The organism is Salinispora cortesiana (assembly GCF_000484695.1).
GTDB lineage: Bacteria > Actinomycetota > Actinomycetes > Mycobacteriales > Micromonosporaceae > Micromonospora > Micromonospora cortesiana.
Map to the genome: position 1 here is coordinate 1 of NZ_AXVR01000010.1, position 18,970 is coordinate 18,970.

The following is an 18,970-nucleotide window of genomic DNA, read 5'->3' on the forward strand; positions in this document are numbered from 1 at the left end:
CCCGGAGTCGCCCCACCATCAGCCGGACCCTCCGCGCTGCCGTCGGCACCACCATCGTGCTGACCCGGAGTCGCCCCACCATCAGCCGGACCCTCGGGGCGGGTGCCGCCGGAGGTCGTCATGTCGTCGTCGTTGAGTGCCATGGGTGCTCCTCGGCTGTGCCCCGTCCGAACGCCGGGGTCCGTCATGTGGCGGGTGTCCCCACCTCCGGCCCTCCCCAACCACACGGTAGCCGTCCCAGGACTCTGACGCTGGTGGTTCGCCGGGCAACGGCCGGCCCGGTCCGAACCCTGTCCCCGGATGGGCGCGGGAACGGTCAGGGCATCATCCGGGCCAGGTCCTTCGGCAGGTTGTCCAACACGTCGTCCCACTGCCCCGAGCTGACATGCCGGTGCAGGACGTCGAGCACCACCTGCACCAGGTGCTCCGGATCGCCCTGAAGGTCATAGGTGAACTGCTTCCGGAACTCAAGGAGGAAGTCGTCTCGGTTCAGCTTGACCGGAACGTCCATCGGTTGCCAGCCATCGAAGTAGATTCCGCGGATCACCAGCGGCAACTGAGCGGCGAACTCCACACTCTCCTGCACCGGCAATCGATCGCGTAGCAGGTGCAACATCGTCCGTAGGGCGCAGTAGGACTGGTTCCGCTGTCCCTTCGGCCAGCCGAGGGCTTCCTCGATGTCCTGGAGAATCAGGTTCGTCTTCTGCGTGGACGCATCGATCGCGGACTGTAGCTGCTCAGCCATCTCTCCACCCCCGAACGTCGGGCCCCCACCAGCCATCGTCGTCTCGCCGCGGGGGACCCGCTGGGCCGCGGCGCCGTCGCACCGGGCTGACTCCGCCGAGCCGGTGCGCCCGTCGCCGGCCGCCGGGCACCCCGACGACGTGGACAACGACGCCCCGACGGCGCTCCGGTCTCGTCTGCACCGTCACCTTCCAGTCACCTCCGTCTGCTCCGTTCCGCGCGCCGCCGCGGCGGGGGGGGCGCGTCAGGCCACGCGGCGCTCCCGGGTTTGCTTGCAGGTCACGCAGGTCGTCGCCGACGGGAAGATCTCCAGCCGCTCCACCGGAATGGACGCGCCGCAGCCCTCGCAGAAGCCGTAGGTGCCCTCTTCCAGCCGGGTCAGGGCGTGCTCGAACTGTGCCCGGCGGTCGAGAATCGTACGCAGAAGGGACTGCGCGGTGTCCCGCTCCGCGGTCTTAGTGCCGCTGTCGGCCTGGTCATCGCCGGCGGTGTCCCCGACCTCGACCAGGCGCAACACCTGACTCTGCACCACAGCCTGCTCATACTCGGCGGCGAGTTCGTCGTACCGGGCCTGCAGGGACTGCCGGATCTGATCGGCTTCCGCCTGGGGTCGGGGCGTGTCGACCGGGTCGTGGACGAGCATCGCTGCCTGCCTTCCTGAGGGCCTTCCGGTCCACCGGACCGGTGCTGATCGTTGCTGCACGGGTGGCGACCCGTGTGGTGAGCCGACCGAATACCCCGCACCGCCACAGACCAAACGCCGCCTGACCGGCTACCCGGCCCCGCCGGCCCCCCAGACAGCACCAGGGTGGGCTACGGCCTCCGTCAACCGCTGCGGTCGATGGTCACCCGGGCGTCGTCGGCGAGCCGGTAGCCGACCCCGTAGACGGTGGTGACCAGGGGGACGTCCACACCGACCTTGCCCCGCAGCCGGCGGACGTGCACGTCCACCGTGCGCACCCCGGCGTGCTCGTAGCCCCAGACTGCATTGAGTAGTTGTAGCCGCGTGAAGACCCGCCGGGGGTGGGCGACCAGGTGCAGCAGCAGATCAAACTCCAACCGGGTCAGCGACAACGGCTCACCGTCGCGCAGCACGGAGCGGGAAGAGGCGAGGATGTGCAGGGTGGGGATGGTTGGGGCGAGCGACCGGCTCGGTGGGCGGCCAGTCGGGACCGGCTCCACCCGCCGGTCCGAAAACCCGTTGCCGGTCATGGTGACCGTGCTGTCTCCACATTCCATCAGTTCGCGAGCCGCGTCCAGCAGCCGCCGGGCCGCCGGGTTCAGCGCCTCGTCGCTGGCCAACGGAATCGACAGGGTCACCGTGAGGACAGGGGGAACCGTGTTGGTGGGACGGCGCTGACCACCCGGAGGGCGACCGGGAACAGCGGGTTGGGACGAATGCCATCCGGCGCGCGACGAGGCGGGGCTGACCGACATGGTCCTCCTTGGCTGGTCCGGGTATCTCCCCAACGGCCCGGGACGCCGCTTCACCGATGCTTCCCGGCACCCGTTCGGGGGTCAAGGGGCAGCTGCGTTGCATGAATGTGACAATTGACTAACACATCGGAGCGGTGCGCTCGCTCTGCGTACGAGGTCAACTGATTACAGCAGAGCCGCTGCGAGGACCCGACCCGGGGGTCCCCGCCGCGTTCACATTTGCCGGTTCCCCGGGCCCACCACCTGTGTCGCCCAGTGCCGGCGGGGTATACAGGGACGGTGGAGGACTCGCTTTCCCAGCAGCAGCGCACCGCCGCCGCGGCGCTGCTCGCCGTCCTGGACGAGCCGGAACGTGCCCGGGCGAGCCACCGGTTCGACGACCTGAGGGCACGGCGCTGGATCGAGTACCGGCCCCGACCCCGCCCCGGCGTCTGCCTGGCCGACCTGCGCCGCGCTGCCCGGAAGGCCACCCACCGACTCCTGGCGAGCGCCCTGAGCCCGGCGGCCTATGCCCAGGCAGTGGCGATCTTCGGTCTGGAGGAGGTGCTGGACCGAGCCGAGGGGGGACGCCGTGGCCGACACAGCGACGACTACTGGGTGGCGGTCTTCGGTGACCCGATCCAGGACGAGGCGTGGGGATGGCGGATCGAGGGGCACCACCTGTCGATCAGCATGACCATCGTCGCCGACCAGGTCTCCCCCGCTCCGGTCTTCTTCGGGGCGAACCCGGCCGCCGTCCGTTGGGCCGGCCGGCCGGTAACCCGCCCGCTCGGCCCCGAGGAGGACCTGGGTCGGGCATTGCTGGACTCCCTCAGCCCGCAACTACGAACGACGGCAATCATCGCCGAAGCGGCTCCCACCGACATCATCAGCGCGACCCGACCGCACGTGGACACCCCAATGGCTCCCCTCGGCGTCTCCGCTGACCGGCTAAGCCCCACCGGCCGAGCCCTGTTGGACCAACTCGTCGCTCTCTACCTGGAGCGGTTCCCGCCGGCGTTGGCACACCAGGAGGCCCGTCGGCTCGCCGGGTCCCCAGTGCACTTCGCCTGGGCTGGACCAAGCTGGCCGGGGCAGCGCCACTACTACCGCCTTCAGGGCGACGACCTGCTGATCGAGTATGACAACACCGCGGACGACGGCAACCACGCCCACACCGTGCTTCGCCGGCCGAGCAGCGACTTCGGCGCCGACCTCCTGGCTGCCCACCACCGCGTCGCCCACTGAACCGGCGGCGAGTCCGCCGGAGTCGCCGCGCCCCCCCGTCGCGCGGCTCTCCGCCGGCTCGGTTAGTTGTCGCGAGGCCGCGAAACCGTGGTGACCAACCGCTCCGCCACCTCCCGCAGGGGGATCCCGAGCGAGGATGCCGCGCTGCGCAGCACCGTCACGGCCTCCTCCGCCCGGCAGCCCCGCTGGGTCATGACGACACCGAGCGCCTGCCCGACAACACTCTCGCCGAGCAGCGCCACGTCGACCTGACCGGCCTCGGCCACCGCCCGCGCTCGGTCCCGCACCGCGGCGAGCAGAAGACCAGCGTGTTCGGCCACCAACATCGCGGTCAGCTGGTGCCGGGGGGTGAGCACCTCCCGAGCCCCCGCATAGAGGTTGAGCGCGCCGATCACCTGTTCGTCGATGTCGACCGGCGCGGAGATCACGGCCGACACCCCGAGCTCACGGGCGCGCCAAGTCCAGTCCGGCCACCGTGTCTCGACGCTCCGCAGCTCCGCGATCACCAGCTCCCGCCGCCCGATCGCCGCCATCGCCGGCGAGTCCGGGCCGTGCCGCAGGTCGTCGAGCTCGGCGAATCGGGTGTCGGAAGCCACCGCCCCGGCCGGCTCCCCCGCGCGCAGGGAGGTGAACCCACACCAGTCAACCCCCGCGACGCCGTCGCGGGCGATCCGGACGAGGACGGTCAACGCAGCGTCGAGGTCTGTCGCGCCGATCAGCCCGGCGGTCAGCTCCCGGAGCAGTCCCGCGGTCTCCAGGACACCGAGCGTCTCCCCGACCGACTCCCGCATCTCCAGGTTCACCCGACCCACCTCCATCACGCCGTACCTCCCACCACCGGACCGCCGGAGGGCCTGTCCCGACACCACGGCCCCGGCCTACTACCCCGCGGCGAGAGGTCGAAACTACCCAAACAGGGCGTCCTCCGGAGCCGGAGGCTACCGGAACACTCCGGGTTGGTCAGCGAGATCCGGAGCTGAGCCGCCGCCCCACCGAGGCGATCAGCCGGTCGAGCTCCGAACCGAACGGGTTGTCGTGCACGAGGTACGTCCACGTGGCGCTCGGCCGGACCAGCTTGGCCTCGTCCGGCTCCCAGTCCTCGTCGAACTCCGTCTCGGTGAAGGTCTCGATGGTGCGCCGTTCGATCTCCGGCACCAACTCGTTGAAGGAGGGCACCGCGGCGCGGTGGAACTCGTCAAGTGGGTCCAACCGGCCCAACGCCCGCAGGTGCACACCCTCGCGGACCTCGGAGAGCTCAGCGAGGTGCTCGGCCCAGAGCCGATCCAGGTGGAACAACGCAATCGACCGGGCGACCCGGGCGAGAAGATCCTCGTCCATCTCGCCGGCCTTTTCCGAGACCTTGTCGAGCAGCATCAGGGCGGCGACATCGCTGGTCACCAGCCGCTCACGGCGCTCCGCCAACGCCTTGCGCTGCTGCTCCACCACCACGCTGTAGCGCCAGGTGTTGCGGTGGATCTCATGGTTGACCCCCTCCGCGACCCGCTGGGCGTGCTCCACGGCGTAATCCACCTGCGGGTCGGTAACCAGGCCGTCGGCGTTCATCCGCGGCGACCGTGGCACCGTGTCACCGGCGTGTCGGACCACGAGATCGTCCTGCAGACTGACGAAGAAGACCGACCCACCCGGGTCGCCCTGCCGGCCGGCCCGCCCACGCAGCTGGTCGTCCACCCGGCGGCTGTCGTGCCGGCCACTGCCGATCACGTAGAGGCCACCCAGCTCGGCCACCCGGTCCCGGTCCGCCTGATCACTGCCACCGAGACGGATGTCGACACCCCGGCCAGCCATCTGGGTCGAGACCGTGACCGTGCCGTGGGCGCCGGCCTCGGCGATGATCGCCGCCTCCTCGTCGTCGTTCTTGGCGTTCAGCACGACGCAGGGGACGTCAGCGGCGTCGAGGCCGGCCGCCAGGCTTTCGGACTCCTTCACGTCGAGGGTGCCGACCAGGACCGGCCGCCCCCGCTCGTGGTTGCGCCGAATCTCGTCGATCAGCGCCTCCTCCTTCTCCGCCTGGGTCGCGTAGATCCGGTCCGGCTCGTCCTCGCGGACACACGGCGTGTTCGGCGGGACCACCGCCACCTCGAGATCAAAGAACTCGCGCAGCTGCTCGCCGACCAGTACCGCGGTCGCCGTCATCCCGCACACGGTCGGGTAGAGCCCGATGTATGCCTGCACCGCGATCGTGCCGAGCACCTCCCCCTCGGCGGTGGCGTCGAGCCCCTCCTTAGCCTCGACCGCCGCCTGCAGTCCGTCCGGCCAACGGCGACGCTGCGCCACCCGTCCGCGCATCTCGTCAATCAACTCGACCGTGCCGTCCCGCACGATGTAGTCCACATCGCGGTGCAGCAGGGCGTGCGCGTGCAGCGCCACGTTCACCGCGGAGAGCTGGGCGACCTGCTCCTCGTCGTACAGGTCGATGCCGAGTTTGGCCTCGACGGCGCTGAGACCGTCGGTGGTGAAGGCGACGCTACGACCGTCCTCGGCCACCGTGTAGTGCCGGCCCTCGCGCAACCCACGCATCAGCGCCGCGGCGGTGTGCACCGGATCCCGGTCACCGGGAACCGCTCCGGCGAGGACCATCGGTACCCGAGCCTCGTCGATCAGGATCGAGTCGGCCTCGTCCACGATCGCGGTACGCAGCGCCGGCTGGACCCGGTCCGCAATGTCGGTGACGAGCTGGTCGCGCAGGTAGTCGAAGCCCGCCTCACTGACCGACACGTACGTGACGTCGCAGGCGTAGGCCGCGCGCCGTTCTTCCGGGGTGGAGGCCTCATTGACCCAGCCGACGGTCAGGCCGAGCAGGTCGTACACCGGTTGCATCCACTGGGCGTCCCGGCGGGCCAGATAGTCGTTGACGGTCAGTACGTGCACCGGACCGTTGCCGAGGCGGACATGCCCGTACGCGGCGATCGTCGCGGTCAGGGTCTTGCCCTCGCCGGTGGCCATCTCGGCGACCTTGCCGGAGAGTAGCGCCATCGCGCCGAGCAGCTGCACGTCGTAGGGCCGCTGGTCCAGACCGCGGTGGGCGGCCTCGCGACCAACCGCGCAGATCTCCGCGTAGCCCTCCGCCCGGCCAGCCGCCTCGGTCAGCTCGACATCGTCGAGGGCCGGTAGTTCCTCACCCCGGGCCTCGATCGCGGGCAGAAGTTTCTCCAGCGGTGCGAGGTCGACCGTCGTCCCGGGGCGCTGGAGGAACCGGCGGAACCTGCTCTTCAACCGTTGCGACACACCCATGAGCGGCAACGGTACGCGACCGGACCGATCTTCAGCGGCCCGCCCGGTCCGCCGGCGGCGTCGAGGAGCGCCACCGGTAGCTGCCCCCGGCCGGCGACCAGGCGGCCCCAGGGCGGGGAGCGTGACCCGCAGGTCCAGGGAAATGAAAATACCGCTCTAGCCTGAATAATCCCTCTCGCCTGGTTTCATGGTCAGAGGGGCGGGAAGCCGTGCCCGTCCTATCTGTCGTCAGCGGGGTGAGGGTCCATGCCCAAGCGGGTCACCACAGAACCACGTGACCGGGGTCCGGCGATCCTGGCACCGGCGCGCTTTGGCGGCTACCCGGGCCCGCGGCGGCCGACGCTACCCGGCAGCACGCTGGCCCGGTGGCTGTCCACCACCGACCACAAGCAGATCGGCCTGCTCTACCTGATCACGGCCTTCGGCTTCTTCGTGCTGGCCGGAATCGAGGCCATGCTGATCCGGGGTGAGCTGGCCCGGCCCGGGCTCCAGTTCCTCTCCCCCGAACAGTACAACCAGCTGTTCACCACCCATGCCCTCGCGATGCTGCTACTCTTCGCCACCCCGGCGGCGCTGGGGATGGCCAACTACATCGTCCCGATCCAGGTCGGGGCGCCGGACGTCGCGTTCCCCCGCCTGAACGCCTTCGGCTACTGGCTCTTCCTCTTCGGCGGTCTGCTGCTCTTCGGCAGTTTCCTGACCCCGGGCGGATCCGCCGACTTCGGCTGGTTCGCCTACACACCACTGAGCCAGGCCGAACACTCCCCCGGAATCGGCCCCGACATGGTCCTGGTCGGCCTCGCCCTCGGCGGTGTCGGCACGATCCTCACCGCGGTCAACCTGATCACCACCATCGTCACTCTCCGGGCCCCCGGCATGACCATGTTCCGGATGCCGATCTTCACCTGGAACATGCTCTTCACCAGCATCCTGATCCTGCTGGTCTTCCCCCTGCTGGCCGCCGCGCTCTTCGCCCTGCTCGCCGACCGGCTCCTGGGGGCGCACGTCTTCGATCCGGCCACCGGCGGACCACTGCTCTGGCAGCACCTGTTCTGGTTCTGGGGCCACCCCGAGGTCTACATCATCGCGGTGCCGTTCTTCGGGATCATCACCGAAATCATCCCGGTGTTCGCCCGCAAACCCGTCTTCGGCTACACCGGGCTGGTGTTCGCCACCGGTGCCATCACCGTGCTTTCCATGGCGGTCTGGGCACACCACATGTTCGGCACCGGTCAGGTGCTACTGCCGTTCTTCAGCATCCTGAGCTACCTGATCGCCGTACCGACCGGGGTGAAGTTCTTCAACTGGATCGGCTCCATGTGGAAGGGGCAGCTTACCTTCGAGACACCGATGCTCTTCTCCATCGGCTTCCTGGTCACCTTCCTGTTCGGCGGTCTCACTGGGGTGCTGCTGGCCAGCCCGCCGGTGGACTTCCACGTGACCGACAGCTACTTCGTGGTGGGGCATTTCCACTACGTGCTCTTCGGTACGGTGGTCTTCGCCTTCTTCGGCGGAATCTACTTCTGGTTCCCGAAGATGACCGGCCGGCTACTCGACGAACGGCTCGGCAAGGTGCACTTCTGGACGATGTTCCTCAGCTTCCACGGCACCTTCCTGGTCCAACACTGGCTGGGCAACGAGGGAATGCCCCGGCGGTACGTCGACTATCTGCCCGGCGACGGGTTCACCACCCTGAACACGATCTCCACCGTCTCGTCGTTCGTACTCGGAGCATCCACCCTGTTCTTCATCTGGAACGCCTGGAAGTCCTGGCGGTACGGACCGGTGGTCAACGTGGACGATCCCTGGGGCTTCGGTAACTCCCTGGAGTGGGCGACGACCTGTCCACCGCCGCTGCGCAACTTCGACCGGATACCCCGGATCCGCTCGGAGCGCCCGGCCTTCGACGCCAAGTACGGACCACTCGTCGCCGACCTCGGCCGGGATCTGCCGCAGCGCACCACCCGACCGCCGCAGACGCTCCGTGACGAGCTGCACCGAGAGCCACACCTACCCGAGCCACCCAGCGCCGAGGGCGCCGTCGGCGCACGCGAGGCGGTGGCCTACCACCCCGCCCCGCAGTCCGGGGCGCGGCCAGTCGAGGTACCGGAGCCGGAGGACGTACGCCGTCCCAGCTTCGAGGAGACCGACGAGCCCGAGGAGACCACCGACTTCGAAGCCCCGCAGGAGCCGAACGACCGGTGGCGCCATCCCCGTGGACCCGGCGACAGCACCGAGAACTGAGCCGACTCGGCACCCCTGGACGGGCCTGGCCGTCACCCCGGGATCCGTTGCGCGCAGCGTTCGGCGGGTCAGGCAGGCACGGTCAACGATGGTGAGCGAGCGACGGACGCAGCGCCGGCCGCATCCGGGAGCAGCCGTCCGGCTCTCACCGAGCTCTGGGGCGGCCGGTCTCCGCCTCGGCGACGCCGTTCTGCCACGGCGGCGGCGCGTCGGCGAGCATCGCCTGCCGCAGCCAGGTCAACGCCCGGGACAGCAGGCGGGACACGTGCATCTGGGAGATGCCGAAGCGGGCGGCGATCTCCGCCTGGGTCTGGTTGCCGTAAAAGCGCATTGCCAGGATCCGCCGTTCCCGCCAGGGCAATCGATGCAGCAGGCCACTCACGGTGACCCGGTCATCTACCGACTCCAGCGCGTTGTCGGACTCACCCACCAGGTCGCCGAACTCGGCCGAGCTCTCGCCGCCGACCGGGGCGTTGAGCGACGCCGGGCTGTAGCCGGCAGCTGACTCCAGCGCCGCGAGGATCTCCTCCTCCGGCGTCTCCAACCGTGCCGCCAGCTCCGCCACCGTGGGCGCCCGAGACAGCTCGCTGGTCAGCGCCGCGGTGGCCTGGCCAACCTCGAGGATGAGGTCACGCAGCCGGCGGGGCACGTGCACCCCCCAGGTACGGTCCCGGAAGTGGCGCTTGATCTCGCCGACGATGGTGATCGCCGCGTACGCGGTGAAGGAGCCCCGCTCCGGGTCGTAACGATCCACCGCGTTCACCAACCCGAGCCGCGCGACCTGTTCCAGGTCCTCCAGCGGCTCGCCCCGCCCGCGATACCGACGGGCCAGTCGTCCGGCGAACGGCAGAGCGAAGCGGACCAGGTCGTCACGGGCCTCCTGGCACCGCTGGGGCGGCAACCCCTCGATCCGGGCCGCGTACGCCAGGGCCGCCGCGTCGAGGTCCTCCAGGCCTCGCTCGGTCGGTGACGGAGCACTTGTGGTGGTCTGTCCGAACATCCGCGCCTCCCTCAGGAAGGTCCCGCCCGGATTTGGCAAACCGGTCGTGCGCGTGGTGACACCACGCACCGGGTCGGAAGTGGGTTTCGTGGCTGGGGCACCAGCGGGCGCCGGCAGGATCCGGCCGCCGCAGCCAGCGGTGTTCCCGCTCCGTAGGTACTCAATCACGGGACCCGGGGTTCGCGAGGATGTTTCGGCGCGTCCGGGTCAGGAGACGAGCAGTCCCTGCTGGGAGCCACCGTCGCGGAGCGCCGCAAGGACAGTCGCAACGGTCATCGGCGGCGGTGTCGGCAGGTCGTACGACTGCGCCCGCAGCACCTCGGTTGCCCGACGGGTGGGTACCGACGTGACCGGGTAGCCCCGGGCTGCCGACCGATCCAGAGCCCGCCGACGACGGCCGAAGCCGGCCACGGCCAGCCACTGGGGAAGCCCGGCGACCGCCGGCGACCGCAGCCCCGGCGGCTCCGGCAGCACGTCCACCGAGCTGAACGGCTCGCTACCAGCGAGCCACCACTCCACCCCCTCCACGCTGCGCCGGGTGGCGCTCTCACACCAGTAGGGCACCATGCCGGCTCGAACCACCTGCCACGGGTCGAGCAGCCGGCCGCATTCGACGACCAGACGGTTGCCGGTCTTTCCAGCCGCGCGCAACCAGTGCCGGTACAGGTCCGCGGTCACCGCGCTCAACACCGCCGGCTCTGGCACGAGTACCCGATGCGACGGATGCCGGTGCACCGAAGCCCATTCCCGAACGGACTGCTCGAAGCCGGGCTCCACCCCGTGCTCGGCCAGCCGGGGCGCCTCCGCCACCGCCGGCGGGCACCACCGTGCGCCGTCGCTTCCGGCCGCCTGGAGCACCTGGCGCAACGCGGGACTGTCCGGGTGGAAGTCCACCGGATCAAACCCACTGCGCGGAGAGCCGACCTGGAAGCTGTGCCCGCGGGCGGAGTCACACACCGGCCAGGTACGGGCGTCGCAGAGCAGCAGCACCGGCGCTCCGGGCTCCAGGCAGTCGGCCAGCAACCGGAGGTAGGCCGCGGGCAGCCAGCGCCAGCGAGCGGCGAGCGCGACCGTCGCCCCCGCCAACGCACCGCGGCTGGCCGGACAATGCACCTGCCGTATGTGTAGTTCGGGGTTTCCCACCAGCAACCGTGCGGCCAGCGCGGCACCATGGTCGAGCGCGGCCTGCGGCCCGTCCACCGCCCCCTGCGGCCAGTGCACGCTCAACTCGAAGCCGGTGGGCAGCCACGGGATGCCGAGCGAGACCGCGAGGTGCGCCGCCGCGCCGTGCGGGGAGCCGAGGAGCACCCCGGGGTAGCGGCGGTGGGGGTACTGGTCGGCGAACCAACAAGCCACCTGGTCTGCGTCCACCTCGGCGGCCTGCCCCACGGTCAGGGCGACCCGACCGGCGGCCCGGGCAGCCGCTGCCCGCCGAACCGGTTCGGGTGCCCCGCTGAGACGAGACATCCCTCTGGGGTGTCCCAGGTCAGCGCAGTCAGTGCCGCGCAGGGCCCGGGCGGTGGCCGCGACCAGGGTCCGGGCTGCGCTGCCGGCTGCCACGACGCGGTCGCCGGCCCGCCCGTCGGTACGCCGCGCGCGCACCCCGTGCGCCGGCCCGACTCTTCCTCGTTCGCTAACCACGCAGCCCGGCTTCCCACCCCGATGGGGTTCAAACTGGGCATCCCTTACTCCTCGGGATTTACCCGGTAATCCCCGACGGATGGGTGGTGGGACCTCAGGCGCGGTCCCGCCCCGGCGTGGCGGCATCGACATACCGCAGTACCGCACCCACCCCACCGGTCAGCTCCGGCGCCTCGTCGGGACCGAGCACGGTCAACTCCGCGTCAGTACCCACCAACGCCCGCACCAAGGCGGCGTCGACGCGTACCTGCTCCGGGTCCCGGACCGACATGGCGGACAGCTGCTCGGGATCAGTGGCGATCTGGGTGGGATCCGACCCCACCCACAACTCGCCGGTCGCCGACGCGTCGTCCACGAAGAGCAGGTTCTCGACCTGGTCTCGCTGCAGCGCGGAGACCACCGCGTCCAGTCCGGACCCGATCTCCTCCTGCTGACCGAACCGGTCCAGGGCGGTGCTGACCCGCTGGTCGGCCACCTCGGCGATGGTCTGCACGGTCAGGTCATCCAACTGGGTATGGTCGGCACCGTCCGCCCGCTTGCCGGCATCGGTACGAACCAGCACCTCCTGCCAGCGTTCCGGCAACTGCGCGGCGATCACACCGGTGGCCCGCACGTCTCCGGACACCACCACCACGTCGGCGCGCACCTGCTCGGCCAGCTCTGCGGCGGCGGCGGCGATGTCACCCGCGTTGCGGTGCCAGGCCTCCACCGCAGCCCGCTGATAGCGGGACTGGGACCAACCTCCTGGCCGCACGCGACGCAGTTGGTAGTCCTGCCGGCCCTGCACATGGGCGTGCCGGGGCACACCCCCCGCGCTGACCGCCATCGCGTCCGCTCCGGTCCGATCGGCGATCACCCGCACCCAGGCCACCTGCTCGCCCCGCTGGGCCAGCAGCGGCATCACGTGTGGCAGCGACGCAACCGCGGCGATATCTCGCAGCGGCGGGGCGGACAGGTACTCCGACAAGGCCACCCGACCATGGCTGGCGAAGACAGCGATGCCGTAGTCACCCGGCATCGGGTTATGCCCCCGGACGACGCGATCGATCGCCTCGATCGACGCCGGGTCGGCCCGTTGCTCCTGAAGTCGGTCCCGGAGCGCGCGCCAGCGCAGGTCCAGCGCGGCGTGGGCGTCCTCGGTGTCGGCGGAGGCATCCAGGTAAACCGAACACCACGGGCCCGGTCGATCATAGAGCGGGCGCAGGAAGGACAGCTGCATACGCGACCCCTTTCCAGCTCGACCCTGCGATTACCCGTGCCGGCCGACTTGTCACCTGACCCACGCCACGTGACCCGCGTTCATTCCCCCCATTCACCCACGCCGGCCGATACCATCGGGGAACAGATCAACCCTGGGTGGTGGCGATGGACAGCGACCTACATGCCCCACGGATCACTCATCCGACGGCACGCATCGTCACCGGGCGAATCGTCCGGTTACTCGAGGGCTACCCGCGCGAGGTACGGGTGGGCCAGCCGGTGCTGGTGGCGGTGCTCGTGGCAGCCGGCGTGGTGAGAATGCTGATGGCCCTGCTCCAGCAGCTCGCAGCGGCCGGTTCCGGCCGCGGTCGGCGCACGTTCAAGGAGCTTCGGAACGGCCCGGAGTTCCTGGTAACCCCCGTCCGCCTGCGGGACTCCGCCGGACAGCTGTGCGAGGTCGAGTTACACGGGCACCTGCCGCAGAGCGCCCTGCATCCGGCCGACCACGTGCAGCTCACCCTACGCCGCCAGCGCGACCCCGAGCTACCGCCAAAGATCGAGCGGATCGTCAACCTCACCACCGGACAGTCACTCACCCCGCGTACGGCGACGCTCTGGTCGCATCTCGGACCGCCGCTCCTGCTCCAAGCCAGCCTGGGCCTGCTGCTGCTGGCCGCAGTGGCCGCCTGCTCCAGCCTGCTGTGAGCCGGTTCCGGTAGCCGCTCGCTCCGCCTGCCGGCCGGAGCCACACCCCGCCGGATCGGCGGACAGCTACCGCGACCCACCAGGTGGGTGGGAGTAGCCAGCAGGTCTACCGCCATCGGACGCACTGTGCGAATGTCAGGGGGGCCAGCGGTGACAGGGCGGTGACCATGGGCGAGAGCAGTGACGTACGGACCTTCGACCGTGCGGATCGAGTCCGGTATCGCGAAAAGCTCCACTGCTGCCTCCGGGCCTTCGCCGAGCTGCTATCGGACTCCCGGTTCGACGTGGATCGGCCGACGACCGGGCTGGAGATCGAGCTCAACCTGATCGACGACGAGTCGCGGCCTGCGATGCGCAACGCCGCCGTGCTGGCCGCGGTGGCTGACCCAGACTTCCAGACCGAGCCGGGTCAGTTCAATCTGGAGATCAACGTAACTCCGCTGCGGCTCGCTGGCGCCGGGGCGTTGGAGTTCGAGAAGACGCTGCGTGAGCGCCTCGACGCCGCCGACACCCGGGCCCACACCGCCGGCGCCCGTCTCGTCATGATCGGAATCCTGCCGACGCTACGGCCAGAACACCTCACCTCGGCCGCGCTCTCCGCGAATCCCCGTTTCGAAGTGCTCAACGAACAGATCTTCGCTGCGCGCGGCGAAGATCTGCGTATCGTCATCAACGGCGTTGAACGACTGGCGATCACCGCGGACACCATCACGCCAGAGGCGGCCTGCACCAGCGCTCAGTTCCACCTCCAGGTCAGCCCCGCCCAGTTCGCCGACTACTGGAACGCGGCGCAGGCGATCGCCGGCGTTCAGGTCGCGCTGGGGGCCAACGCACCGCTGTTCTTCGGCCGGGAGCTGTGGCAGGAGACCCGGATCCCGCTGTTCGAACAGGCGACCGACACCCGCGCAGAGGAGATCAAGGCACAGGGCGTCCGTCCCCGGGTGTGGTTCGGGGAGCGCTGGATCAGCACCGTCTTCGACCTCTTCGACGAGAACGTCCGCTACTTCCCCGCGCTGCTGCCGGTCTGTGACCCGGAGGATCCAGCCGATGCGATCGCGGCTGGTGCCGTGCCGCGGCTGGCCGAGCTACGCCTGCACAACGGCACCATCTACCGGTGGAACCGGCCGAGATATGACGTCCTGGCAGGCCAGCCGCAGCTGCGGCTGGAGAACCGCGTGCTACCGGCCGGGCCCACCGTGGTGGACACCGTCGCCAACGGGGCATTCTTCTTCGGCCTCGTCCGCGCGCTGGCCGAGAGTGATCGCCCGCTGTGGTCGCAGATGTCATTCAACGCTGCCGAGGAGAACTTCACCACCTGTGCTCGGCACGGCATCGACGCGCAGGTCTTCTGGCCGGGCCTCGGCTACCTACCCGTCACCGAGTTGGTGCTCCGCCGACTGCTACCGCTGGCCCACCACGGGCTGGACCGCTGGGGAATGGACCCCCCCGAGCGGGATCGACTGCTCGGCATCATCGAGCAGCGCTGCCTCACCGGCCGCAACGGGGCGAGCTGGCAGGTCGCCACCCTGAACCGACTTGAGTCCGCTGACCGCCTGGGCCGGCCCGAGGCGCTACGCGAGGTACTCCGCCACTACGTGGACCTGATGCACAGCAATCGGCCGGCCCACGAGTGGCCCATTCCCTGAGCCGCCGGTCGAATTCGGATTACTGGCAGGTGCCCGAGCTGTGACGTCGGCGCATGCCGCAGCCGACACTGCACGGTGACCGGCTACTCCTGACACCGCCGGCGGACCGGCATCTCGGCCTGCCCGTCGGCACGCCTTCGACACCGCCGGGCAACACCGGGTGCTGGCTGGCGCGGACTATGGCCGTGCACCCCGCCTCGCGGCGGGTAGTGGAGACAGTCGGCATGCGGTACGTCCGCACGTACTTCCCGGTCTGGGATGACGCGCTGCCGGGGTCCGAGGAGGGCGAGGTCGAGTACGAGTTGACCCGAGCTGCGGGGAGCGCGGCCGGGGGTAGGCGGGTCGCGGATACGGACTAGGTACTCTCGGGCAGCACCCGCCGTGCCGCTCGGTTGCCGGCCAGAGGTAGGCGCAGCGAGGAGGCACTGAGCCAGATGGCGAGAACAATCAGGGTCAGCACCCGAAACGCGACCTTCCAGCAGTGGCAGGCCCTGCTGACCAATCGCACCAAACGCCAGCGTGCGGGGGAGTTCGTGGTCCAGGGGGTTCGGCCCATCACCCTCGCCATCGAGCATGGTTGGCAGGTCCGTGCACTGCTGTATCCCGACGAGCAGAACCTCTCCCGATGGAGTCGAGACCTGCTGGACCAGGTCGGCGGGGCCAGCCGGGTAGCGGTGTCGCCGGAGCTCTTGGGTGAGCTCGGGGGCAAGGACGAGGAGCCACCAGAGTTACTCGCGGTGGTCGGGCTCCCCGAGGACCGACTACAGCGGATACCCGGCACGGCCGACATGTTGGTGATGGTCTTCGACCGACCGACCGCTCCGGGCAATATCGGTTCGCTGGTGCGGTCCGCGGACGCCTTCGGAGCCGCCGGCGTGGTTATCACCGGGCATGCGGCCGACCCCTACGATCCCAAGTCCGTGCGCGCGAGTACCGGTTCGATGTTCACCGTGCCCGTGGTCCGCGTGCCGAGCCATCGTGCGGTGCTGGACTGGGCCGACTCGCTGCGCGCTACGCGCATCCCCATCGAGATCGTCGGCACCGACGAAGACGGCGAGATGGAGATCGCCGCACACGACCTCACCGGACCGAAGATCATCGTGGTGGGGAACGAGACGCGCGGACTCAGCACGGCATGGCGGCAGTCCTGCGACCGTATGGTCCAGATCCCGATCACCGGCGCCGCCAGCTCCCTGAACGCTGCCGCCGCGGCGACGGTCGTGTTGTACGAGGCCGCGCGGCAACGAACGGCGTCGGCCGCCGACATGGAAACTCAAGTACGTCTGTAGCGGCGGCCGACAAACTACCCCACCGACTCAGGCGCGTACCTGCGTGAGCCAGTCGGTGACAGAGCGTGGAGCGAGGTCAAGCAGCCGCTGGGCGCTGTTCTCCTCGGCGACGGTGTTCCCGGCCTGGGCGTTCAGCAGCTCGTACAGACCCACCACGCCGGCGCTGGCACCGGCGCCGAAAAGCGGGGTGATGAGCTCGCCGAAGGCGGCCGGAGTGATGGCCTCGTAGCGCACCTCCGCGCCCAGGTAGGCGGAGAAGCCCGCGGCCAGGTCCGCCCCCGTCAACCCCGGTCGATGCCCGACCGCGACCGTACCGGTGGTGGCGGTCGCGTCGGTCAGGAGCCGGGTGACGACGTCCGCGACGTCCAGGTGGGAGCTCCACGACACGGAGAAGTTCTCCGGCAGCGGATAGCGCAGGACCCCCTCCGCACGTACGGGCCCCATGACGACGGGCAGTAGCAGATTTTCCAGGTAGAGGCGCGGAGCGACGACCGCTGTCGGGACGCCACTCGCCTCGATGTCGCGGATGAGCTGGACGACCGGAGTCTCCGGCGCGGCTTGCAGCGGCGTCCCCGGCTGGTCCACGATCTGACCGCTGGTGGAGACAACCACCCGCTGAGGTCGGGCCGTTGCGACTGCTGCGGCGACCGCCTTGGCATAGATTTCAAGATCGGCCGGCGCGCCCAACGGGAGGTGGACGAACACACCCTCCGCACCGGTGTAGGCCGCAGCCAACGAGTCTGCGTTCGCCAGGTCGACCGCGGCCAAGGCGAATCCGTCCGGCACAGTGGTGGTGTCGCGGACCGCGGCGACTGCGCGCTGCCCCGCCGCCTGAAGAGCGGACAGAACAGGGAAACCCTGGGCGCCGGTGGCGCCATGCACGATATAAGACATCTCGTAATTAACGCATATGACTGTGCAGTCACGCCAGTTCGGGCATGCGCCCGCCAGGCTCGGCCACATCCATGGATATCGGGAATTTCCGACACCGCAAACCGGCCGGCAGTCACTGACACCAACGGGTCAACGACTGCCGGCCGGTTGAGTTAGCGAGTTCGCTCCGCTCAGCGCTGCTCGAGGTTGACGTAGTCGCGCTGCGCGGCACCGGTGTAGATCTGCCGCGGACGGCCGATCTTCGTCTCCGGGTCCTTGATCATCTCACGCCACTGGGCGATCCAGCCGGGGAGCCGCCCCAGGGCAAACAGCACCGTGAACATCTTCGTCGGGAAGCCCATGGCCTTGTAGATCAGGCCGGTGTAGAAGTCCACATTCGGGTAGAGCCGGCGGGAGACGAAGAAGTCATCGGCGAGCGCGATCTCCTCCAGCTCCATCGCGAGGTCCAGCATCGGGTCCGAGTTGGACATCCGACCGAGCACGTCCTGGGCTGCCTTCTTCACGATGGTGGCCCGGGGGTCGTAGTTCTTGTAGACCCGGTGGCCGAAGCCCATCAGCTTCGCACCGGCCTGCCGGTCTTTGACCCGCCGCACGAAGGAGCGGACATCGCCACCGTCGGCCCGGATCGTCTCCAGCATCTCCAACACGGCCTGGTTCGCGCCGCCGTGCAGCGGACCGAAGAGGGCGTTCACACCGGCCGAGACCGAGGCGAAGAGGTTGGCGTTGCTGGAACCCACCAGCCGCACGGTCGAGGTGGAGCAGTTCTGCTCGTGGTCGGCGTGCAGGATGAACAGCATGTCCAGCACCCGAGCCATCACCGGGTCGACCTCGTACGGCTCGGCCGGCACGCCGAAGGTCATCCGGAGGAAGTTCTCCACGTACCCGAGGGAGTTCTCCGGGTACAGCAGCGGCTGGCCGATCGACTTCTTGTAGGCGTACGAGGCAATGGTCGGCACCTTCGCCATCAGCCGGACCGTCGACATCTCCACATGCTCGTCGTCGAACGGGTCGAGGCTGTCCTGGTAGAAAGTGGAGATGGCGCTGACCGCCGAGGAGAGCACCGCCATCGGGTGCGCGTCCCGGGGGAAGCCGTCGAAGAACCGACGCATCTCCTCGTGCAGCAACGAGTGCCGCCGGATCCGCTCGGTGAACTCGGTCAGCTGCTGCTGGGTGGGCAGCTCACCGTAGGTCAGCAGGTACGAGACCTCCAGGAAGGAGGACTTCTCCGCCAGCTGCTCGATCGGGTAGCCCCGGTAGCGCAGGATCCCCGCGTCGCCGTCGATGTAGGTGATCGCGGACGAACAGGCGGCCGTGTTCACGAAACCAGGATCGTAGGTCGTCATCCCGGTCTGCTTGAGCAGCTGGCTCACCCCGATGCCGGCGGGACCCTCGATCGCCGTGTTCACCGGCATCGACAGCTGCCCACCGGGGTGATCGAGCTTGACTTCCGTCATGTGCGTCCTCGCTTCGCCGACAGATCTTCTTCGTTGAATTTCCTTCGCTTTTACCGTATTCGTGCTTCCCAGGACACCGCCCGCGGTGGTTCGCCGGTGAGGTATGCGTCACCCATTTTCCCGGCCGACCGGCCAGGAAACACCGACCGGTCGACCACCCCAGGACAGGGAGTCAGCCCGAGGCAGGACAGGACAGAACGAAAGCACTGGACGTCAAATATCGGACGAAATCACAGC

Annotated in this window: 15 protein-coding genes and 1 pseudogene; 6 read left to right on the forward strand and 10 right to left on the reverse strand. The window is 69.4% G+C overall.

All coding sequences use genetic code 11. The features are described 5' to 3' along the window. Positions 1–316: 316 nt before the first annotated feature. From K228_RS0106965 to K228_RS0106975, 3 genes are all read right to left on the reverse strand, one after another. A complete protein-coding gene (locus tag K228_RS0106965; RefSeq protein ID WP_025617773.1) occupies positions 317–745 on the reverse strand; it encodes a DUF2267 domain-containing protein in 429 nt (142 codons plus the stop codon). 243 nt (positions 746–988) lie between these two features. Beyond that, complete coding sequence (locus K228_RS0106970) at positions 989–1,387, reverse strand: TraR/DksA family transcriptional regulator (RefSeq protein ID WP_025617774.1); 399 nt, start codon at positions 1,385–1,387, stop codon at positions 989–991. Positions 1,388–1,569: 182 nt separating this feature from the next. After that, on the reverse strand, positions 1,570–2,064 hold the full coding sequence (locus K228_RS0106975) for a winged helix-turn-helix domain-containing protein (RefSeq protein ID WP_025617775.1): 495 nt from the start codon (positions 2,062–2,064) through the stop codon (positions 1,570–1,572). A 396-nt stretch (positions 2,065–2,460) separates the two neighbouring features. On the opposite strand from K228_RS0106975, the gene K228_RS0106980 reads away from it, so the two are divergent. Then, on the forward strand, positions 2,461–3,408 hold the full coding sequence (locus K228_RS0106980; RefSeq protein ID WP_025617776.1) for a DUF3500 domain-containing protein: 948 nt from the start codon (positions 2,461–2,463) through the stop codon (positions 3,406–3,408). A 62-nt stretch (positions 3,409–3,470) separates the two neighbouring features. Here K228_RS0106980 and K228_RS0106985 read toward each other — a convergent pair whose 3' ends face one another. Together K228_RS0106985 and secA2 are read right to left on the reverse strand one after the other, a co-directional pair. Continuing rightward, positions 3,471–4,211, reverse strand: a complete 741-nt coding sequence (locus K228_RS0106985; RefSeq protein WP_025617777.1) for a GAF and ANTAR domain-containing protein — start codon at positions 4,209–4,211, stop codon at positions 3,471–3,473. 157 nt (positions 4,212–4,368) lie between these two features. Then, positions 4,369–6,660 carry an accessory Sec system translocase SecA2 gene (gene secA2, locus K228_RS0106990; protein ID WP_025617778.1) on the reverse strand — a complete coding sequence of 764 codons (2,292 nt, stop codon included), beginning with the start codon at positions 6,658–6,660 and terminating at the stop codon, positions 4,369–4,371. A 246-nt stretch (positions 6,661–6,906) separates the two neighbouring features. Here secA2 and ctaD point away from each other — a divergent pair, with 246 nt between their 5' ends. Then, positions 6,907–8,904, forward strand: coding sequence for an aa3-type cytochrome oxidase subunit I (gene ctaD, locus K228_RS0106995; protein WP_025617779.1), 1,998 nt, complete (start codon positions 6,907–6,909; stop codon positions 8,902–8,904). A gap of 145 nt (positions 8,905–9,049) precedes the next feature. Here the strand turns inward: ctaD and K228_RS0107000 are convergent, their stop codons facing one another. The 3 genes from K228_RS0107000 to K228_RS0107010 all read right to left on the reverse strand — a co-directional run bounded on the left by K228_RS0107000 (position 9,050) and on the right by K228_RS0107010 (position 12,764). Then, entirely contained in the window at positions 9,050–9,904 is an 855-nt protein-coding gene (locus tag K228_RS0107000) for a SigB/SigF/SigG family RNA polymerase sigma factor (protein WP_025617780.1), read from the reverse strand. Positions 9,905–10,111: 207 nt separating this feature from the next. Further along, a complete protein-coding gene (locus K228_RS0107005) occupies positions 10,112–11,506 on the reverse strand; it encodes a hypothetical protein (protein WP_025617781.1) in 1,395 nt (464 codons plus the stop codon). Positions 11,507–11,639: 133 nt separating this feature from the next. Further along, a complete protein-coding gene (locus K228_RS0107010) occupies positions 11,640–12,764 on the reverse strand; it encodes a baeRF2 domain-containing protein (protein ID WP_025617782.1) in 1,125 nt (374 codons plus the stop codon). Between the two features lie 137 nt (positions 12,765–12,901). Here K228_RS0107010 and K228_RS0107015 point away from each other — a divergent pair, with 137 nt between their 5' ends. From K228_RS0107015 to K228_RS0107030, 4 genes and pseudogenes are all read left to right on the forward strand, one after another. Next, on the forward strand, positions 12,902–13,450 hold the full coding sequence (locus K228_RS0107015) for a hypothetical protein (protein WP_025617783.1): 549 nt from the start codon (positions 12,902–12,904) through the stop codon (positions 13,448–13,450). A gap of 167 nt (positions 13,451–13,617) precedes the next feature. Next, positions 13,618–15,096: a glutamate-cysteine ligase family protein gene (locus tag K228_RS0107020; protein WP_025617784.1), complete on the forward strand. Its 1,479-nt coding sequence runs from the start codon at positions 13,618–13,620 to the stop codon at positions 15,094–15,096. Positions 15,097–15,199: 103 nt separating this feature from the next. Beyond that, positions 15,200–15,455 (forward strand): annotated as a pseudogene (locus tag K228_RS0107025) (GNAT family N-acetyltransferase); the annotation flags it as partial. A gap of 75 nt (positions 15,456–15,530) precedes the next feature. Beyond that, on the forward strand, positions 15,531–16,385 hold the full coding sequence (locus K228_RS0107030) for a TrmH family RNA methyltransferase (RefSeq protein WP_025617786.1): 855 nt from the start codon (positions 15,531–15,533) through the stop codon (positions 16,383–16,385). Positions 16,386–16,412: 27 nt separating this feature from the next. On the opposite strand, the gene K228_RS0107035 is transcribed toward K228_RS0107030, so the two are convergent. Both K228_RS0107035 and K228_RS0107040 read right to left on the reverse strand, forming a co-directional pair. Next, a complete protein-coding gene (locus tag K228_RS0107035; RefSeq protein WP_025617787.1) occupies positions 16,413–17,279 on the reverse strand; it encodes an SDR family oxidoreductase in 867 nt (288 codons plus the stop codon). A 170-nt stretch (positions 17,280–17,449) separates the two neighbouring features. Then, on the reverse strand, positions 17,450–18,733 hold the full coding sequence (locus K228_RS0107040) for a citrate synthase (protein ID WP_025617788.1): 1,284 nt from the start codon (positions 18,731–18,733) through the stop codon (positions 17,450–17,452). Positions 18,734–18,970 lie beyond the last annotated feature (237 nt).

What these genes read in the sequence shown, in the direction of transcription:
- K228_RS0106965 (WP_025617773.1), bottom strand. Translation starts at nt 745, where the DNA reads ATGGCTGAGCAGCTACAGTCCGCGATCGATGCGTCCACGCAGAAGACG.
- K228_RS0106970 (WP_025617774.1), bottom strand. Translation starts at nt 1,387, where the DNA reads ATGCTCGTCCACGACCCGGTCGACACGCCCCGACCCCAGGCGGAAGCC.
- secA2 (WP_025617778.1), bottom strand. Translation starts at nt 6,660, where the DNA reads ATGGGTGTGTCGCAACGGTTGAAGAGCAGGTTCCGCCGGTTCCTCCAG.
- ctaD (WP_025617779.1), top strand. Translation starts at nt 6,907, where the DNA reads ATGCCCAAGCGGGTCACCACAGAACCACGTGACCGGGGTCCGGCGATC.
- K228_RS0107000 (WP_025617780.1), bottom strand. Translation starts at nt 9,904, where the DNA reads ATGTTCGGACAGACCACCACAAGTGCTCCGTCACCGACCGAGCGAGGC.
- K228_RS0107010 (WP_025617782.1), bottom strand. Translation starts at nt 12,764, where the DNA reads ATGCAGCTGTCCTTCCTGCGCCCGCTCTATGATCGACCGGGCCCGTGG.
- K228_RS0107020 (WP_025617784.1), top strand. Translation starts at nt 13,618, where the DNA reads ATGGGCGAGAGCAGTGACGTACGGACCTTCGACCGTGCGGATCGAGTC.
- K228_RS0107030 (WP_025617786.1), top strand. Translation starts at nt 15,531, where the DNA reads ATGGCGAGAACAATCAGGGTCAGCACCCGAAACGCGACCTTCCAGCAG.
- K228_RS0107035 (WP_025617787.1), bottom strand. Translation starts at nt 17,279, where the DNA reads ATGTCTTATATCGTGCATGGCGCCACCGGCGCCCAGGGTTTCCCTGTT.
- K228_RS0107040 (WP_025617788.1), bottom strand. Translation starts at nt 18,733, where the DNA reads ATGACGGAAGTCAAGCTCGATCACCCCGGTGGGCAGCTGTCGATGCCG.